Source organism: Parabacteroides hominis, assembly GCF_014287585.1.
In the GTDB taxonomy this organism is placed as follows: domain Bacteria; phylum Bacteroidota; class Bacteroidia; order Bacteroidales; family Tannerellaceae; genus Parabacteroides; species Parabacteroides hominis.
This window is the reverse complement of the sequence record NZ_JACOOJ010000002.1, coordinates 146,896-163,313: the sequence shown is the minus strand read 5'-3', so window position 1 is coordinate 163,313 and position 16,418 is coordinate 146,896. Positions and strand designations below refer to the sequence as shown.

The following is a 16,418-nucleotide window of genomic DNA, read 5'->3' as shown; positions in this document are numbered from 1 at the left end:
TTTTTGTTTTATTTCTTTCATAACAATATCCCGCTTCTAAAGGTTTGATTAAAAAACAAAGGCCGGTGAAGACGAATGTTATTTTATCACAATATATATCCTTTGTTTCCAAACTTTGATTTACTTTGCATAAATCTTCTAAGTCAAAAGATATCATGAATGAGACTTCTGTAAAACAAATACTTTTATCGGACTTTTTTACTTATTATCCGGCCGGAGGTGCTTTGTATGATAAATCGGGCTCTTTGCTGGAAATGAATAATACATTGTGTGAAAAGTTTAGTATTCAGAATAAGCATGATTTTATTCTGAATAACTTGTTTGATAACGATTATTTGTCCGATTTGCAGAAAAATCATTTGAAGAACGGAAGTGTATTGGCCGACAATCAACCGATAGGATATACGATCATTCCGGGATTTGATCAGGAAGGAAATATTGTCGGTTATACCTTATTGCTGACTGATAGCGATTTGTCGGATATGGATATAGTGCGGTACGACAAAAAAATGCGGGAGTTGAAAGACATCTCCGATAAGGTCGCCCAATCTGTGCCTGATACCATTCTTCTTATCAACAACCGGTTGGTGGTCGAACGTATCATCACTTATGCTTCTGAGACTTGCATTACGCCTGCCGCCTTGAATTGCCGTATTGACGATCTTCCGGGGTTCACATATCCTGCTCCTGTTAAAAAAAAGGTCGCTTCGATGGTGCAGGAGAGCTTAGATACATCAGAAGTCGCTAATCTTGAGTTTTCCATCCCCGGACATAATGCGCCGGTCGTTTATTTTAAGTTAAGATTAGTCCCCATCCATCATAAATATGTGGTGGCTTATATCCGCAACGTATCGGATATCGTAGAGAAGGAGAAGGAAAACCGGAATCTGTCCCATCAGTTGTCCGAAAGCCGCAGCATGATGGAGCTTGCTCTGCATAATAGCCATATCGCAACTTATTTGTTTAATTTCGAACTGTTCCGCACGTGCGACAAAGTGCATTGCAACCGTTGTTTTCAATTTTATGGCGTGAATAACCATTTGCTGGAACGAAACCGATATATCTGTCGTTCCTTGTCCATCTTGCGCCATCCTGGAGACCGGCAGGATTTCTTTCTTCTTTTCAACGAGATCCGGGATAAAGATCTGGAGGAATATTCGGTCAATTTCCGTTTGAAAGGCGATGACGGGCGATACCGGAGCTACGAGGTGATCGGTAAGGCGTTTGAAAAGGATAAGGAGGGCAAAACGAATCTGATCGTCGGCTGTGTGATCGATAACCAGAAACATGTGGAATATGAAGAGTCGTTGATTAAAGCGAAAGAGAAAGCCGAAAATGCCGATCTCCTCAAATCTACCTTTCTTGCCAATGTGACGCATGAGATCCGGACTCCGTTGAATGCAATTGTCGGTTTTTCAGATCTTCTGAGCCAGGAGGAAGATCCGGAACTTAGGGAATCATATACGAACTTGATCAAAGCCAACAATGAATTATTGCTTAATCTGGTTAATGACGTCCTGGATATATCCAAGATCGAATCGGATATGCTGACTTTCACTTATGCGGATACTCATTTGCCTTCGGTCATGCACGATGTTTATCAGACCATGCAATTCCGGGTGCCGGAGCATGTAATATTGATTTCGGACCCTTGCCCCGAAATTATCCTGAATGTGGATAAGAACCGGATGATGCAGATTCTGATTAATTTGTTGACGAATGCGGCTAAATATACCGAAAAAGGAAGCATCCGCTTCGGATATGGAATCCAGGAAGATTTTGTTCGTTTTTATGTGACTGATACAGGCAGCGGAATACCGGAATCCGAGTTGGAAAATATCTTTGGCCGCTTTGTACAGCTAAAAGGGAACAAACAAGGCATCGGTTTGGGATTGGCCATCTGCAAAGGCCTGGTCACTAAAATGGGAGGGACGATTTCCGTGACGTCCAAAGCCGGAAAGGGGTCTACTTTCAGTTTTACATTGCCGCTTCATCCGTAAAATAATAGATTGAATAAATCTTGACTATCTTTTCTGTTTATGAATCTTTATGATATCCTTAAAAATGAGTAAGGATCGAATAATACTGTCCTATTTAAACTAAATTCAGTTTTCTCTGTTTACTTAATAGACGCCACAAACCCGATCCTGGGTATTACTTCTAAACATAACCAAATATAATTTTTAGTATGACGAAAATAGAAATAAAAAACTTATCCATCCTTTTCGGACCTGAGAAAAGCAAAGCGAAAAAGATGATAAAGCAAGGTAAAAGCAAACAGGAAATTTTAAAAGAAACGGGCTGTACTGTTGCCGTCCGTAATGCCAATCTGGAAATAAAGGAAGGAGAAATGTTCGTGATAATGGGACTCTCCGGCAGTGGTAAGTCGACGTTGGTGCGTTGCATTAACCGGTTGAACGAACCCTCTATGGGAGAGATCTGGCTGAGCGGGAGGAATATCACATCCCTGTCGGATAAAGAACTGTTACAGATACGCCGCAAGGAGATGGCGATGGTATTCCAGCATTTCGGTCTTCTGCCTCACCGGACAGTCTTGAGCAATATCGCTTTCGGCCTCGAACTGCAGGGCGTCTCTAAAGAAGAGCGAGAGAAGAAAGCACATGAAAGTATAGCGATTGTCGGATTGAAAGGATATGAAAACCAGCGTGTGGACGAACTCTCCGGTGGTATGCAGCAGCGTGTCGGGCTGGCACGTGCTCTGGCGAATAACCCGGAAGTCCTGCTGATGGACGAGGCTTTTTCGGCCCTTGACCCGCTTATCCGGGAGCAGATGCAGGACGAATTGCTGGACTTGCAGGAGAAGATGAAACGTACCATTGTCTTTATTACGCATGATCTGGACGAGGCGATCAAGTTGGGTGACCGCATTGCCATTATGAAGGATGGCGAAGTCGTGCAGGTCGGGACGCCCGAAGAGATCCTGACTGATCCGGCGAATGACTACGTCACCCGCTTTACCGAGAGCGTGGATCGCGGACGTGTCGTTACGGCTTCTTCCATCATGCTGAGTCAACCGATCGTTGTCCGCATCCGCAAAGATGGTCCGGAGGCGATTATCCGCAAGATGAGGGAAAGACATTTGTATGCCTTGCCCGTGATCGGTACGGACGATCAGTTCCTCGGCGAAATACGGTTGAAAGATGTGCTCCGACTGCGTAAGGAAGGGACGCGGGACATCGGTTCGATTGTCGTGAAAGAGGTCCCTTCGGTATTGGAGAATACGACGGTGGAAGATATGTTGCCCCTCTTGCCGAAGGTCCAGCAGGCTTTGCCGGTGGTCGATGAGAATAACCGCTTGAAAGGTGTCGTGTCGACCTCGGCTATCATTATCGAGATGACCGGCAAGGATCAGAAAGAAATAGAAGAAATCATTCAAAACGCAATAGACTTATGATAAATATCGGAAAATATATAGAAATAGCCATTAACTGGCTGACGGAAAACTTTGCCGGCCTTTTCGATGTGATTAATAACATCGTGGGCGGCTTTATCGACGGTTTCCAGGGAATCCTGATGTGGATCCCGTTCTACCTGATGATTGCGGGAATAGCTGCTTTGGCTTGGTGGAAAGCCGGAAAGGGTACTGCTGTCCTGACTTTGCTCGGATTACTTTTGATCTGGGGAATGGGATTTTGGGTACAGACTATGCAGACCGTGGCGCTTGTCTTGTCGTCGACGATCATCGCCCTGCTGTTCGGTGTCCCGCTCGGAATCTGGACCGGACGGAACGATAAGGCGGCTAAAGTGATCCGTCCGGTTCTGGACCTGATGCAAACGATGCCTGCTTTCGTGTACTTGATTCCGGCTGTCCTGTTTTTCGGGTTAGGGCCTGTTCCGGGCGCTTTTGCCACCGTGATATTCGCCATGCCTCCGGTTGTCCGCCTTACCGACTTAGGTATCCGTCAGGTTCCGGATGATATTGTCGAGGCGACCCGCTCGTTCGGGGCCACTTCGGGACAGCTTCTTTTTAAGGTGCAGCTTCCGTTGGCCTTGCCGACCATTATGGCAGGGGTGAACCAGACGATCATGATGGCTCTGTCCATGGTTGTGATAGCGGCCATGATTTCGGCCGGCGGATTGGGTGAGATCGTATTGAAGGGGATCACACAAATGAAAATCGGACTTGGCTTCGAAGGCGGTATAGCCGTCGTGATTCTGGCGATCGTCCTGGATCGTATTACGCAGGGTTTTGTCCGTAGAAAGTAAAAACAGATAAAAAGAAAAGTGTTTATGAGAAGATTGATTATCATTATAAATTTATCCCTTATTGTTGCCTTCATGATGATGTTCGCAGATTGCAGCAATTCCTCGAAAGACAGGAAACAGGTCTCGATCGGTTATGTAAACTGGTCGGAAGGAATTGCAATGAGCTATCTGGCGAAAGTCATGCTTGAGAGCAAAGGGTATGACGTGATACTGCGAAATGCGGATATCGCGCCGGTCTTTGTCTCGATGGCGGCTGGCAAAGTCGATGTCTTTATGGATTCCTGGCTTCCGGCTACGCATGCCGATTATATAAAGAAATATGGCGATCACCTGGAAACGTTAGGTGTGGCCTACAAAAATGCCAAGATGGGGCTGGTAGTCCCTTCGTATGTCACGATCGGTTCCATAGATGAATTGAATGAGCATAAAGATGAATTTCGCAACGAGATAATCGGTATCGACGTAGGAGCCGGCCTGATGAACGAGACTGAACGTGTCATTCGGGAATATCCGGTCGAGCTGACCTTGAAACCTTCGAGCGGTTCGACAATGGTCGCATTCCTGCAGAAGTCGATCGAGAACAAGGAATGGATCGTGGTAACCGGCTGGACGCCTCACTGGATGTTCTCCCGCTACGACCTCAAGTTTCTGGATGATCCGCAGAAGCAGTATGGCGATGCCGAACACATTCAGATTATGGCTACCAAAGGGTTCTCTGAAAAAGATCCGTATGCCGCCGCTTTTTTCCGGAACTTTTCTCTCGATAATGACCAATTGAGCGAATTGATGGATTTGGTGGAAGGGCATCCTATGCATGAGGAGGAAGGAGCTAAAATTTGGTTGTCCGAACATCCGGAAGTTAATGAATTTTTTCCTACATTCGCAGAGTAGTAGGAAAGATTGAATTATGAAGGATATTCGGAAAATTATAGGTTTGTTGTTGTGTATGACAATCAGTTGTTATATGGTGGGGGAGGAAAAGAAGAACCTGAATATAGTATTTATCGGAAACAGTATAACGCAGGGGGTTTTGTTGGAAAATCCGAGGCACGATGCACCTCCTGTGAAAGCCGCTTTGTATCTGCGCAGGCAGCCTGCTGTCGGGACTGTCCGTTATTCCAATCAGGGAGTGAGCGGAAGTACGACTCTTGATTTTCTTCCTCAAACCGAATCCCTTTTCCCGAAGGTAGTCCAGGTTGCCGACCAGTTCAAAGATGAAACTTGGGCTACATTGATCTTTTCCGTTATGCTTGGGACGAACGACAGCGCCATTACAGGACCGAACGGGGCTCCGGCCTCTCCTGCCAAGTATTATGAGAATATGAAAACGATTATCGACAAATTGCTGGCTCTATATCCGGATTGCAAGATCGTGTTGCATCGTCCGGTGTGGTATAGCCCGAATACGTACAATGGAGCTAAATATCTGGAAGAGGGTTTGAATCGTCTACAGAGCTATTATCCGGAGTTGCAAGCCTTGGTGCTTGATTATTCCAAACGTTTTCCCGGACAGGTCTTTATGGGAGATACGGATGGTTTCGATTATTTCAAGGTGCATTATAAAGGCGAACTATTCCCCGAAAAAGGAAATGCCGGAACTTTCTATCTGCATCCTAATCAGAAAGGAGCAGCAGCCTTGGGTGAGTTGTGGGGAAAAGCGATACTTGATATTATTGAGAATTAACAATGGACAATTAGTTGACACACTCGCATCTTTTAATTGTCCATTGTCCATTGTTTTTATCTTTTGCCCAATCTGTGGTCAAGAATGCCGATGTGGCATTCGCCGTAGTTCTTCAACTGGTCTACGATATCTTTGGCTGTAGATTCTTCTTCAACCTGTTCACGAACGAACCAGAAGAGGAAGTCTCTTGAGGCGTGATCTTTTTCTTCTTCAGCGATATCGACCATTTTGTCGATCAGTTCGGAAACGTAGCATTCGTGTTTGTAAACGTGTTCGAATAACTCTATGACGCTGCCCCATGCAGTAGGTACAACATTAATTTGGCCGATTGTGATATCACCACCACGATCGATTGCGAAGTCAATCAATTTATGGGCATGTTCCAGTTCTTCGTCTGCTTGTTTTTTCATCCAGTGTGCGAAACCGTTCAATCCCAATTTCTGGAAATGTACGGACATGGACAGATACAAGTTAGATGACCACATTTCTGCATTGACCTGTGCGTTAAATGCTTCAGATAATTTTTTGCTTAAAATCATAATTCTGTTTCCTTTCTTTCTATTAGATTTATAATACAATACAATTTTATACAGGCAAAGATATAGATAAAAAAATAATGGTTTGCTTTATCCGGATAATATTTTTCCAATAAAACAAACCATTATAGCCTTTCGTTTATAAAGGACAAACAGATTATTTGATTTCAATAATCTTTTCAGCTTTCTTGGCTGCTTCCTCGCTCATTTTCGGGATGATGATGTTCAACACACCATTCTCGACTTTTGCTTCGATCTTTTCTTTCTCTGCATTTTCAGGAAGAACCATTGTTTGCTGGAATTTGCTATAGGAGAATTCGCGTCTCAGATAGCGTCCTTCTTTCTTTTCTTCGTTCTTTTCTTCTTTTTTCTCCATCGATACGACCAGATTGTCGTTCTCGTCGATACGGATGTTGAAATCGTCTTTTGTCATGCCCGGAGCAGCAACCTCTACTCGATAGTCCTTTTCCGATTCAATCACATTGATGGCTGGAGCTGTAGAGTTTGCTTTAATCATCCAGTCGTTGTCAAATAAATCATTGAATACATACGGTAGCCAATTTTGACTTCTTCTCATCGGTGTCATAATACAGTCCTCCAATTATTTAATTAAACATTTATATTCTTTTCCGCTCTCGTCTTTTCTAACCCGAAAGCACTATACCAACTTCAAAAGGCATGCCAGATTAATGTGTCCGGCGTTAATATGGATAAAGGATGATAAACGAAGTTGAAAACCTTTTCCGGAGGCCATGATTTTAGGTAAACAGGCTTACTCGTATGGATCTATGTGTTTGAAAATGGGATTGTTAATGGAGAGTGCCTGTAGGAAAATTTGGCAGAAAAGGAACCATTTTGGCATGTAAATAGTGACAGAAAAGCAATAACGCTTATCTTTATGGCCTAATCATAAATATTGAAGGTATGAAAAAGAAAATAGAGGCTCTTCTCAAACGTTTACAGATAGCAGTGCGGCACAATCCGGCAGAGGTAGTTCTGTCTGTTTTATTTTGCTGTTTCGGTTGCGCGCTGTATGAGACATCTTGTGCAAGACTGGCTGTTGTCGTTTATTACTTCCCGGTCTTATTCCTGATTACCTGTACATTGAATTCGATGACGGAAGGATCGCGCTGGCGTTTTGCCTATTATCTGTCTGTGTTGTTCTTTATTCCGTTTTTCTGGAAGGAGAAAGATTTCTGGTCTGTTTTCTATTGGGTGACGCTCGTAGTAGTGCAACTGCTGTATCTGGTGTGCGACTGGAGACGGGATAACGATAGGTTTGTCAGGAAAGGGCTTTGTTACCTTCGGGCGATGCTTTCTGCCGGATTGCTGGCCGGGATTGCTTGGCTGCTTTCTATCTCCATCTATTATTCGATCCAGTATATTTTTGAGATATGGCAATATGGGGAACGGAGGTTTATGGCCTATTCGTCCAGTATCGCATTTGCAGGGATATTGCCGTTGTTGTTCCTTTTGTTTAACCGGGAGAAAGAGGAGGAGGAAGGCGTGAACAAACTGTTCGATGTATTGCTGAATTACGTCCTTTCGCCGGCCTTGCTGATATATGCGGTTATCTTGTATCTCTATTTTGTCAAAGTGGCCGTTTTGTGGTCCTTGCCCAAAGGTGCGGTTGCTTATATTGTCGTCAGTTTTATTTCGGCTACATTCATTCTGAAAAGTTGCCAGCCGTTCCTGGAGAGAAGATATTATGATTGGTTTTACCGCTATTCCGGTTGGGCTGTACTTCCGGCGTTGGTCATGTATTGGGTGGGAACTTTCTACCGGATTAACCAGTACGGATATACGGAAGCGCGGGTGTATCTGGTGGTGGTAGGCGCAATCCTGACGGGGACTGTCCTGCTGTTCTTTTTCCGACGGACCGCACATTATTTGTATGCGGCTGTGCTTGCCGTCGTTTTGTTGTCCTTGGTCACGTATATACCAGGCATAACAGCGAGGGACATAGAACGGATCTCGCAGGAAAAGCGTGACAATTATCCGATTCCGACAAATCCGGGTAATTATTATGAATATGTAACCATTACCGATTATTCACCTTTGGATATTACGGGATATGAAACGCTCCAGGCTGTCGGACGCTATGACGAAGGCCCGATAAACAGCATGATACAGATGGACACCTTCTATTTATGCGATAAAAACTCACTAATTCTTTTCGAAGCAGAAAGAGATTCTTTGCTTTTCCGCCAGATGGAGAAGGCCGGGTTGGCTCCGTCCGATTCGATCCCGGATGATTTATATCCGGATATTCTCCGGCTGGATCTGGATTCGGCCCTGTATGTGTTCGGCGAGATTTCTGTCTACCGCAGTTCGCCGGATTCGGCTTATACGGTCTCTTATATGGGAGGAGGGTATTATCTGAAAAAAAGAGTATCTTTGCCGACTCGTAATAAATAGCAAGCATGAAAAAGAATAATCAGAAAACTTTGTTTTCCGCTCCCGGAGGGAAGTCTTATCTTGTCCCGTTCATATTGATCACCAGCCTGTTTTTATTGTGGGGCTTTGCCCACGGGTTGCTGGACGTATTGAATAAACATTTTCAGGGTGTCTTTACGATGACGAAAGCTGAGAGCGGCCTTGTGCAGTTCTCCACCTATATCGCTTATTTCCTGATGGCGCTTCCTGCCGGTATGTTCATGAAGCGTTTCGGATATAAGAAAGGGATTATTTTAGGGCTTTGCTTGTTTGCAGCAGGTGCTTTTGCCTTTATTCCGGCGGCTTATCTGCATTCGGCTTCTCCGTTCCTGGTCGCTTTGTTTGTGATTGCCTGCGGATTGTGTATTTTAGAAACGGCAGCCAATCCTTATTCCACGATTTTAGGACCGAAGGAATCGGGGGCGCAACGCCTGAATTTGTCTCAATCGTTTAACGGGTTAGGTTGGATATTAGGCCCGCTGGTCGGTGGCATGCTGATATTCGGTGGCGAGGAGAGCGATCCGTTTACGCTGACGAAACCATATATCCTGGTTGGCTCGGTTGTTTTGCTGGTAGCCATTCTTTTCATCTTTACCAAACTACCCGAAGTACAGGTGGAAGAAGATACGGATGCGGAAGAAAAAGAACATGCACCCGCATCCGGTGCTGTCTCCATGTGGAGGCATCCGCAGTTTGTCCGGTCTATCGTTGCGCAGTTCTGTTATTGTGCCGCCCAGACAGGGATTTTCAGTTTCTTCATTAACTATGTGACGGAAGTCGAAACCACCATGACAAATATCGAGGCTTCACGCATCCTGGCTTTCGGAGGGATGGCATTGTTCATGATCGGTCGTCTGTCCGGCAGCTTTACGATGAAATGGATGTCTCCGGCACGTCTCCTGACGTGGTTTGCATTGGCGGATGCTATCTGTATGGCATTGGTAGTCGTTTCTATCGGTACGGTTTCTTTGTATGCTCTTTATCTGTCTTTCTTCTTCATGTCTATTATGTTCCCGACGATCTTTGCCCTCGGCCTGGAAGGAATGGGAGCCTACACGAAGAAAGCTTCTTCCTATATTGTGATGGGAGTGGCAGGCGGCGCTTTTGCCCCGATGCTGATGGGATATATCGGTGCGGACAACATGGCGGTCGGGTTCGTGATCCCGCTGGCGGCTTTTTTGTATATTCTGTACTTTGCCTTGAGGTGTAAAAGAGGATAGTAAAAATAGTTTGACAATAATAAAATATTTCTCTTTGTAAGAGCTTATAGAACATATTATAATGAAACAGATTGGATATTTTATGGCAACTTTGATGTTGTTAGCCTTTTATGCTTGTTCGGATAACGATGATTTGCAGATGCCGAATGATCTACGTACTTTGAGTTTGAAAGTTTGTCCTGAATTATGGTGGCAATCGGATGCATCAATAGGTGTTTTGTTGCTTGATTCTAAAACTGGTACTGAAAATCAGTTTAACAGCGAATATAATGTGGAAAGGAAGGGAGACATTTCATACTTAAAGCCGACAGATGTTTCTAACGTAGTTCTGTTGCCTTCGGACGGATCTTCGTTAGACCTGATCTCTTATCGGCCTTATTCGGATCAATTGGATAAAGAAAATTTGTCGTTATCTGTCGATCTTCGAGAACAGGATAAATGGTATATTAGTGGTTTTAAAGCAAGTAAGAGTGTGTCGGTTTCAGCCCCTGTCGATACTGCTGTTTTGGTAAATTTGGAAGAACGTCTTGCAGCGTTGGATATTGTCGTGCATAAATCCAAAGAAGGAAGCGATGTACCCGTTAAATTGACGAAAGATAATATCTATATTTCTAAAGTTGCTCTGTCCGGAACTTATTCGTTTCAGAATGGTGGATTTGAAAACTTGATTGTCTCTGATAAATATCCGTTTTCTCTTTTTGATGAATCGGGAAAGGCGAAGGGGGTTTTTATTCCAACGGATAATGCTGTGACAATAACTTATATAGATGAAAATGGGAAGGAATTAGTATTTCCTATCATGGTCGCTGATGTGAATGGTGAATTCAAGGAACTTTATCTGTTGCCTGGAAGTAGAGCCGTTGTTACTTTGGTTATAAATGAAGGTAACCAGAAAGCTACAGCAACTCTTAACTGAAAAAGCCTGTAACCCCTCTGCAATATCCTTTTTGTATTATCATTTTATATGCAACGAAAAAGAGAGGTTATGAAAAAATGTGTTTGTATTTAGTCTGTTTTGTTTATTCTTTAGATGGCGTGTACAAAAGGTCATGTGGTAGATCGTGTTTTATAAAGGGAAACCTGTTTATTCGGTACTGTGTCAAGCAGTCCCGTACTTGCGCTTGATGCCGTATCGCATTAGAATCGACCGTACAAATATCTGATTGATAAGGCCTGCCCCTTGTTCCCGTGTTCAACACGGAGACAAGGGGCATTTGATACATCTTCTTTTTTATGATTTTTACTGATTCAACATCCGATACAGCTTATCTAATTTCGGAGCCATGATGATCTCCGTACGGCGGTTCTTGGCACGGCCGTCGGCGGATTCGTTATCGGCTACCGGCATGAATTCTCCACGGCCGCACGGTTGGATCTGCAACGGATTGACACCGTAGTCTTTTGTCAGGATGCGGACGACGGAGGTGGCGCGTATCACGCTAAGGTCCCAGTTGTCTTTGAACTGGGCGGTGTTGATCGGCTTGCTGTCGGTATGGCCTTCGATGTAGACGTCGATGTCAGTTTGTTTGTTCAGGACTTCGGCGAGTTTAGCCAAAGCCTCTTTCCCGCGCTTGTCCACACGGGCGCTTCCTGATTCGAACAGGAGCTTGTCCGACATGGCGACGTACACTTTCCCATCTTTTTCCCTGACGGTCAGTTCGTCGCTGCTGAAACCTAAGAGAGCGTCTTTCACGCTGTTCAGGAGGTTTTGCACCCGTTCGGTCTGGGCGTTTATCATGTCCTGAAGCTCGTTGATGGTACGTTCGCGTTCATCCAGTTCGCTCATCTTCTGGCTTAAAAGGGAATTGAGCTTCTCCTGTTCCGTCATGTTAGTGCTCAACATGCTCTGATAGTTGCGGATGTCCTTTCCCATGCGGGTGGTGTCTCGTTCGAGGACGGAAAGGCGCGAGGTCAGGCCGTCGTTGTTGTTGCGGCAATTCACAAGCTGGTTCTGCAGGTCGTCTCCCCGTGCGATGGCTTCCAGGCGTCCGTTCTCGGCCAGCAGATACTTTTTCTTCGTTACACAAGATGTGCAGATAAGCAGTGCGGAGACTGCTACAAATAGAACCTTTTTCATCTGATGAATATTTTTAGCGAATGTAATATATATTACATATTACTTGTTGCAGGTTTAGGATATTTGCAAATAATTAAACTATAATTAAGGCTGTATGAATATAAGAGAAATAATAAACACAGTGCTTCCGACGCGGCGGGTGAAATTGTTTGCTGTCGTGGCAGCGGGAGTCGTGTGTGGTCTCGGAGCCTATACTGTCTTTGCATCCAGGGCTTGGAGCTACCTGTCGGATGATCCGTCGGGATGTGTGAATTGCCACATCATGGGTCCTTACTATGCTACCTGGAACCACAGTTCGCACAGTCGTAACGCCACCTGCAACGATTGCCACGTACCACACCAGAACTTTGCCAAAAAATGGCTATTCAAAGGCATGGACGGCCTGCGTCATGCTGCTGTATTTACGATGCGCGGGGAGCCGCAAGTCATCCAGGCGCTTAACGGCAGCGCCGAGGTCATCATGGACAACTGCATCCGTTGTCATACGCAACTGAACACCGAGTTCGTTACGACGGGCCGGATCGATCATGAGATGGCGCTTGCCGGTGAGGGGAAAGCCTGCTGGGATTGCCATCGCGACGTGCCTCATGGGGGCACGAACAGTCTGTCGTCAACGCCTAACGCCCTCGTACCCTATCCGAAGACAAACACACCGCAATGGTTGAAAGATATGCTTACAGAATAACCGATAAATTAAAATGCAACAAATATGGAAAAGAGATTAAAATCATGGCAAGGCTGGCTGTTGTTCATCGGAACGATGGCGGTCGTTTTTGTATTAGGCATGCTGGCCTCCTCTGTTACGGAAAGGCGGGTGGAGATAGCCAGTGTCTTAAACAACAAGAAGACGGAGATAAAAGACGTTGAAGGAAGGAATGAGATGTTCGAACCAAACTATCCGCGTGAGTATCAGACCTGGACGGAGACGGCAGACACCAGTTTCGAAAGCCTCTACAACGGGAGCCAGGCCGTGGATGTGCTGGAACAACGTCCCGATATGGTTATCCTCTGGGCCGGCTACGCTTTCTCCAAAGACTATTCGACTCCCCGCGGGCACATGCACGCAATCGAGGATATGCGCCATACCCTCCGCGTAGGTTCTCCTATGACGGAAGAGGACGGAGGCCCGCAGCCGGCAACCTGCTGGACTTGTAAAAGCCCTGATGTGCCCCGTATGATGCAGAGTATCGGCGCTGAAAACTTCTATAAAAGCAAATGGTCGGCAATGGGTAAAGAGATCGTGAACCCGATCGGCTGTGCCGACTGCCACGAGCCGGTGAACATGAACCTCCGTATCAGCCGTCCCGCCCTGATCGAAGCTTTCCAACGTCAGGGCAAGGACATTACGAAAGCTACGCCGCAGGAAATGCGTTCGTTGGTTTGCGCACAGTGCCATGTGGAATACTACTTCAAAGGAGACGGCAAATACCTGACTTTCCCCTGGGATAAAGGTTTCACGGTGGAAGACATGGAAGCCTACTACGACGAGGCAGGCTTTTTCGACTATAAAAATAAACTCAGTCGTACCCCGATCCTGAAAGCCCAGCATCCCGACTATGAGATTTCCATGATGGGAATCCATGCCCAGCGCGGAGTATCGTGTGCCGATTGCCACATGCCTTACAAGAGTGAAGGCGGCGTGAAGTATAGCGATCACCACATCATGAGCCCGCTCGCCATGATAGACCGTACTTGCCAAGTATGCCACCGCGAAAGCGAAGAAACCCTCCGTAACAATGTCTACGAACGTCAGAACAAGGCCCGCGAAATGCGCGACCGCTTGGAGACAGAATTGGCAAAGGCTCATATCGAAGCCAAGTTTGCCTGGGATAAGGGAGCGACCGAAGAACAAATGGCTCCTGTCCTGCAACTGATCCGCCAGGCACAGTGGCGTTGGGACTTCGGCGTAGCTTCTCACGGAGGTGCTTTCCATGCCCCGCAGGAAATCCAACGTATCCTGGGCAACGGAACCGACAGAGCTTTGCAGGCCCGTCTGGCTATCTCCAAAGTATTGGCTAAGTTAGGTTATACAGACGACGTTCCGATGCCCGATATCAGTACGAAAGACAAGGCGCAGAAATACATCGGTCTCGATATCCCGGCCGAGCGTGCCCAGAAAGAAAAATTCCTGAACACAGTCGTTCCGAAGTGGCTCGAAGAAGCCAAGGCTAACAACCGTCTGGCAAAAAACAGTTGATATGTGGAATAAGCCCTGGAGATATGCAGAAGGTTGGGCGATAGGAGCCGGTCTATTGGTAACCGGCCTTATTCTCCAACTCGCTACCGGCAACGTGGATGCCGCCTTTTTCTGGTATCCGGTCAATTTGTTGTTCGGCGGAGCCTATCTCGTCCTGCTCCTGCTCTTACATCTTCTGAGCCGGCGGAGTGCAGCCTTGCGCTGGTTTGCCGGCTTGGAAGCAAGCATAACGTCATTGTGTATTTGGTTGGTGTTAGTCGTTCTGATGGGGCTCACTCCGCAAGTGGCCCCGACAGAACATCCAGCCGGCGGGCTGATCGCCCGTCTGGGGTTCAACAGGATGACCACCTCGTGGCCTTTCGTGTTGCTTTTCCTTTATGTGCTGACGGTTCTGGGCCAGGTGACGCTCCGCAAGCTCGCCCGCTTCCGGTGGAAAGACATCCCGTTCGTCCTCAACCACGCTGGGCTGTTCATTACGCTCTGGGCAGCCATTTTAGGTAACGGCGACCTGCAGCGTCTCCGTATGCCCGTCTCCGAAGGAGCGGCCGAATGGCGTGCGACGGACGAAACCGGCGGCATGACCGAACTTTCGCTTGCCATCGAACTGAAGAACTTCACGATCGACGAATACCCGCCCAAACTGATGATCATAGACAACACTACCGGCAAAGCACAGCCCGAAGGGCAGCCTGTCAACCTCCTGGTAGAAGAATCGCCCCTTTCCGGCTCGTTGTTGGATTGGACGGTCGAAGTCACTGACTACCTCCCGATGGCCGCCTGTGTAGCGGACAAGGACACGGTGAATTTCGTAGGCTTCCAGTCCGAAGGCGCGACCTCCGCCCTGTATGTGAAAGCGCTGAACCGGAAAGACGGAAGCCGCCGCGAAGGCTGGGTAAGCTCCGGCAACTACATGTTCCCCTACGTCACCCTCCCTTTGAGCGACTCGGAAATACTTGTCATGCCCGAACGTGAGCCGAGACGCTTCGCCTCCGACGTGACTGTCTATACAAAAGACAAACAAAAGAAAGAGGCTCTGATCGAAGTGAACAAGCCCTTCTCTGTCGCCGGGTGGAAGATTTACCAGCTCAGTTACGACGAGACAATGGGCAAATGGAGTGAAACCAGCATCTTCGAACTGGTGCGCGATCCTTGGCTGCCGGTTGTCTATGCCGGAATCTGCATGATGCTGTCCGGGGCTGTCTGCCTGTTTATTTTTGCACCGAAGAAAAAGGAGAATTGATATGGATTGGAGTCATTTTATCTGTTTTGCCCTTCCCGCCCTGCTCTGTTGGGGAGTGAGCGCTTGGATGGCCTATCGCCCGGAAGGTTTCGGACGCGCCGTAACCTTCAACCTGTTGGGGTTAGTCGTCTTTTTCGCCTTTATCGCCGGGATGTGGATATCGCTGGAACGCCCGCCCCTCCGCACGATGGGGGAGACGCGCCTCTGGTACTCCTTCTTCCTTCCGGTAGCCGGATTGATCACCTATGTCCGCTGGCGGTACAAATGGATACTTTCGTTCAGTACACTGCTTGCCGGCGTGTTTATCTGTATTAATCTCCTGAAACCGGAAATACACAACAAGACGCTGATGCCTGCCCTACAAAGTCCCTGGTTTGCCCCGCACGTCATCGTCTATATGTTCGCCTATGCCGTGTTGGGAGCTGCCGCCATCTTCGCACTCTACCTGCTCTTCCGGCGGAAAGGCGAGGCGATAGACAACGACAAGATGGATCTCTGTGACAATCTGATCTATGTCGGAACTGCTTTCCTGACCATCGGCATGCTGTTCGGGGCTATCTGGGCGAAGGAAGCCTGGGGGCACTATTGGAGTTGGGACCCGAAAGAAACCTGGGCTGCCGCTACCTGGATGGGAAACCTCCTGTATATCCACTTCAGGCTCAACCGGCAGGCACGCCATAAGGCTGCACTCGGATTGCTGCTCCTCTCTTTCATCCTCCTCCAGGTTTGCTGGTTCGGGGTGAACTACCTGCCGTCCGCGCAAGGAAAAAGCGTACATACTTATAATATGGAATAGTCATT

At 46.9% G+C, this 16,418-nt stretch carries 15 protein-coding genes; 12 read left to right on the top strand and 3 right to left on the bottom strand.

Going from position 1 to position 16,418, the window contains the following annotated elements:
* Nucleotides 1-155: 155 nt before the first annotated feature.
* The 5 genes from H8S65_RS02120 to H8S65_RS02100 all read left to right on the top strand — a co-directional run bounded on the left by H8S65_RS02120 (nt 156) and on the right by H8S65_RS02100 (nt 5,911).
* Entirely contained in the window at nt 156-2,000 is a 1,845-nt protein-coding gene (locus tag H8S65_RS02120; protein ID WP_186928311.1) for a sensor histidine kinase, read from the top strand.
* Between the two features lie 188 nt (nt 2,001-2,188).
* The gene (locus tag H8S65_RS02115; RefSeq protein ID WP_186928310.1) at nt 2,189-3,415 is read left to right on the top strand and encodes a quaternary amine ABC transporter ATP-binding protein; all 1,227 of its coding nucleotides are present in this window, start codon (nt 2,189-2,191) and stop codon (nt 3,413-3,415) included.
* Nucleotides 3,412-4,227 carry an ABC transporter permease gene (locus H8S65_RS02110; protein ID WP_186928309.1) on the top strand — a complete coding sequence of 272 codons (816 nt, stop codon included), beginning with the start codon at nt 3,412-3,414 and terminating at the stop codon, nt 4,225-4,227. The genes H8S65_RS02115 and H8S65_RS02110 overlap by 4 nt, the downstream gene beginning before the upstream one ends.
* A gap of 24 nt (nt 4,228-4,251) precedes the next feature.
* Nucleotides 4,252-5,118, top strand: coding sequence for a glycine betaine ABC transporter substrate-binding protein (locus H8S65_RS02105; protein WP_186928308.1), 867 nt, complete (start codon nt 4,252-4,254; stop codon nt 5,116-5,118).
* Nucleotides 5,119-5,134: 16 nt separating this feature from the next.
* Nucleotides 5,135-5,911 carry an SGNH/GDSL hydrolase family protein gene (locus tag H8S65_RS02100; protein ID WP_186928307.1) on the top strand — a complete coding sequence of 259 codons (777 nt, stop codon included), beginning with the start codon at nt 5,135-5,137 and terminating at the stop codon, nt 5,909-5,911.
* Between the two features lie 56 nt (nt 5,912-5,967).
* Here the strand turns inward: H8S65_RS02100 and H8S65_RS02095 are convergent, their stop codons facing one another.
* Together H8S65_RS02095 and H8S65_RS02090 are read right to left on the bottom strand one after the other, a co-directional pair.
* Nucleotides 5,968-6,450: a ferritin gene (locus H8S65_RS02095; protein WP_186928306.1), complete on the bottom strand. Its 483-nt coding sequence runs from the start codon at nt 6,448-6,450 to the stop codon at nt 5,968-5,970.
* Nucleotides 6,451-6,604: 154 nt separating this feature from the next.
* Nucleotides 6,605-7,033, bottom strand: a complete 429-nt coding sequence (locus H8S65_RS02090; RefSeq protein WP_008148924.1) for an Hsp20/alpha crystallin family protein — start codon at nt 7,031-7,033, stop codon at nt 6,605-6,607.
* Between the two features lie 338 nt (nt 7,034-7,371).
* Between H8S65_RS02090 and H8S65_RS02085 the strand changes: the two genes are divergently transcribed.
* From H8S65_RS02085 to H8S65_RS02075, 3 genes are all read left to right on the top strand, one after another.
* Nucleotides 7,372-8,865: a DUF4153 domain-containing protein gene (locus tag H8S65_RS02085; RefSeq protein WP_186928305.1), complete on the top strand. Its 1,494-nt coding sequence runs from the start codon at nt 7,372-7,374 to the stop codon at nt 8,863-8,865.
* Nucleotides 8,866-8,870: 5 nt separating this feature from the next.
* Nucleotides 8,871-10,103 (top strand): sugar MFS transporter, encoded by a 1,233-nt coding sequence (locus H8S65_RS02080; protein WP_186928304.1) that lies wholly within the window; start codon nt 8,871-8,873, stop codon nt 10,101-10,103.
* A 61-nt stretch (nt 10,104-10,164) separates the two neighbouring features.
* Nucleotides 10,165-11,019, top strand: coding sequence for a fimbrillin family protein (locus H8S65_RS02075; RefSeq protein WP_186928303.1), 855 nt, complete (start codon nt 10,165-10,167; stop codon nt 11,017-11,019).
* 324 nt (nt 11,020-11,343) lie between these two features.
* On the opposite strand, the gene H8S65_RS02070 is transcribed toward H8S65_RS02075, so the two are convergent.
* On the bottom strand, nt 11,344-12,180 hold the full coding sequence (locus H8S65_RS02070; RefSeq protein WP_186928302.1) for an OmpA family protein: 837 nt from the start codon (nt 12,178-12,180) through the stop codon (nt 11,344-11,346).
* A 94-nt stretch (nt 12,181-12,274) separates the two neighbouring features.
* On the opposite strand from H8S65_RS02070, the gene nrfH reads away from it, so the two are divergent.
* The 4 genes from nrfH to H8S65_RS02050 are packed head-to-tail and all read left to right on the top strand — an operon-like array spanning nt 12,275 to nt 16,413.
* The gene (nrfH, locus tag H8S65_RS02065; protein WP_186928301.1) at nt 12,275-12,865 is read left to right on the top strand and encodes a cytochrome c nitrite reductase small subunit; all 591 of its coding nucleotides are present in this window, start codon (nt 12,275-12,277) and stop codon (nt 12,863-12,865) included.
* 24 nt (nt 12,866-12,889) lie between these two features.
* On the top strand, nt 12,890-14,377 hold the full coding sequence (gene nrfA / locus H8S65_RS02060; protein ID WP_186928300.1) for an ammonia-forming cytochrome c nitrite reductase: 1,488 nt from the start codon (nt 12,890-12,892) through the stop codon (nt 14,375-14,377).
* A gap of 1 nt (nt 14,378) precedes the next feature.
* Nucleotides 14,379-15,617, top strand: coding sequence for a cytochrome c biogenesis ResB family protein (locus tag H8S65_RS02055; protein WP_186928299.1), 1,239 nt, complete (start codon nt 14,379-14,381; stop codon nt 15,615-15,617).
* Nucleotide 15,618: 1 nt separating this feature from the next.
* A complete protein-coding gene (locus tag H8S65_RS02050; RefSeq protein WP_186928298.1) occupies nt 15,619-16,413 on the top strand; it encodes a cytochrome c biogenesis protein in 795 nt (264 codons plus the stop codon).
* Nucleotides 16,414-16,418 lie beyond the last annotated feature (5 nt).

What these genes read in the sequence shown, in the direction of transcription:
- H8S65_RS02120 (WP_186928311.1), top strand. Translation starts at nt 156, where the DNA reads ATGAATGAGACTTCTGTAAAACAAATACTTTTATCGGACTTTTTTACT.
- H8S65_RS02115 (WP_186928310.1), top strand. Translation starts at nt 2,189, where the DNA reads ATGACGAAAATAGAAATAAAAAACTTATCCATCCTTTTCGGACCTGAG.
- H8S65_RS02110 (WP_186928309.1), top strand. Translation starts at nt 3,412, where the DNA reads ATGATAAATATCGGAAAATATATAGAAATAGCCATTAACTGGCTGACG.
- H8S65_RS02105 (WP_186928308.1), top strand. Translation starts at nt 4,252, where the DNA reads ATGAGAAGATTGATTATCATTATAAATTTATCCCTTATTGTTGCCTTC.
- H8S65_RS02100 (WP_186928307.1), top strand. Translation starts at nt 5,135, where the DNA reads ATGAAGGATATTCGGAAAATTATAGGTTTGTTGTTGTGTATGACAATC.
- H8S65_RS02095 (WP_186928306.1), bottom strand. Translation starts at nt 6,450, where the DNA reads ATGATTTTAAGCAAAAAATTATCTGAAGCATTTAACGCACAGGTCAAT.
- H8S65_RS02090 (WP_008148924.1), bottom strand. Translation starts at nt 7,033, where the DNA reads ATGACACCGATGAGAAGAAGTCAAAATTGGCTACCGTATGTATTCAAT.
- H8S65_RS02085 (WP_186928305.1), top strand. Translation starts at nt 7,372, where the DNA reads ATGAAAAAGAAAATAGAGGCTCTTCTCAAACGTTTACAGATAGCAGTG.
- H8S65_RS02080 (WP_186928304.1), top strand. Translation starts at nt 8,871, where the DNA reads ATGAAAAAGAATAATCAGAAAACTTTGTTTTCCGCTCCCGGAGGGAAG.
- H8S65_RS02075 (WP_186928303.1), top strand. Translation starts at nt 10,165, where the DNA reads ATGAAACAGATTGGATATTTTATGGCAACTTTGATGTTGTTAGCCTTT.
- H8S65_RS02070 (WP_186928302.1), bottom strand. Translation starts at nt 12,180, where the DNA reads ATGAAAAAGGTTCTATTTGTAGCAGTCTCCGCACTGCTTATCTGCACA.
- nrfH (WP_186928301.1), top strand. Translation starts at nt 12,275, where the DNA reads ATGAATATAAGAGAAATAATAAACACAGTGCTTCCGACGCGGCGGGTG.
- nrfA (WP_186928300.1), top strand. Translation starts at nt 12,890, where the DNA reads ATGGAAAAGAGATTAAAATCATGGCAAGGCTGGCTGTTGTTCATCGGA.
- H8S65_RS02055 (WP_186928299.1), top strand. Translation starts at nt 14,379, where the DNA reads ATGTGGAATAAGCCCTGGAGATATGCAGAAGGTTGGGCGATAGGAGCC.
- H8S65_RS02050 (WP_186928298.1), top strand. Translation starts at nt 15,619, where the DNA reads ATGGATTGGAGTCATTTTATCTGTTTTGCCCTTCCCGCCCTGCTCTGT.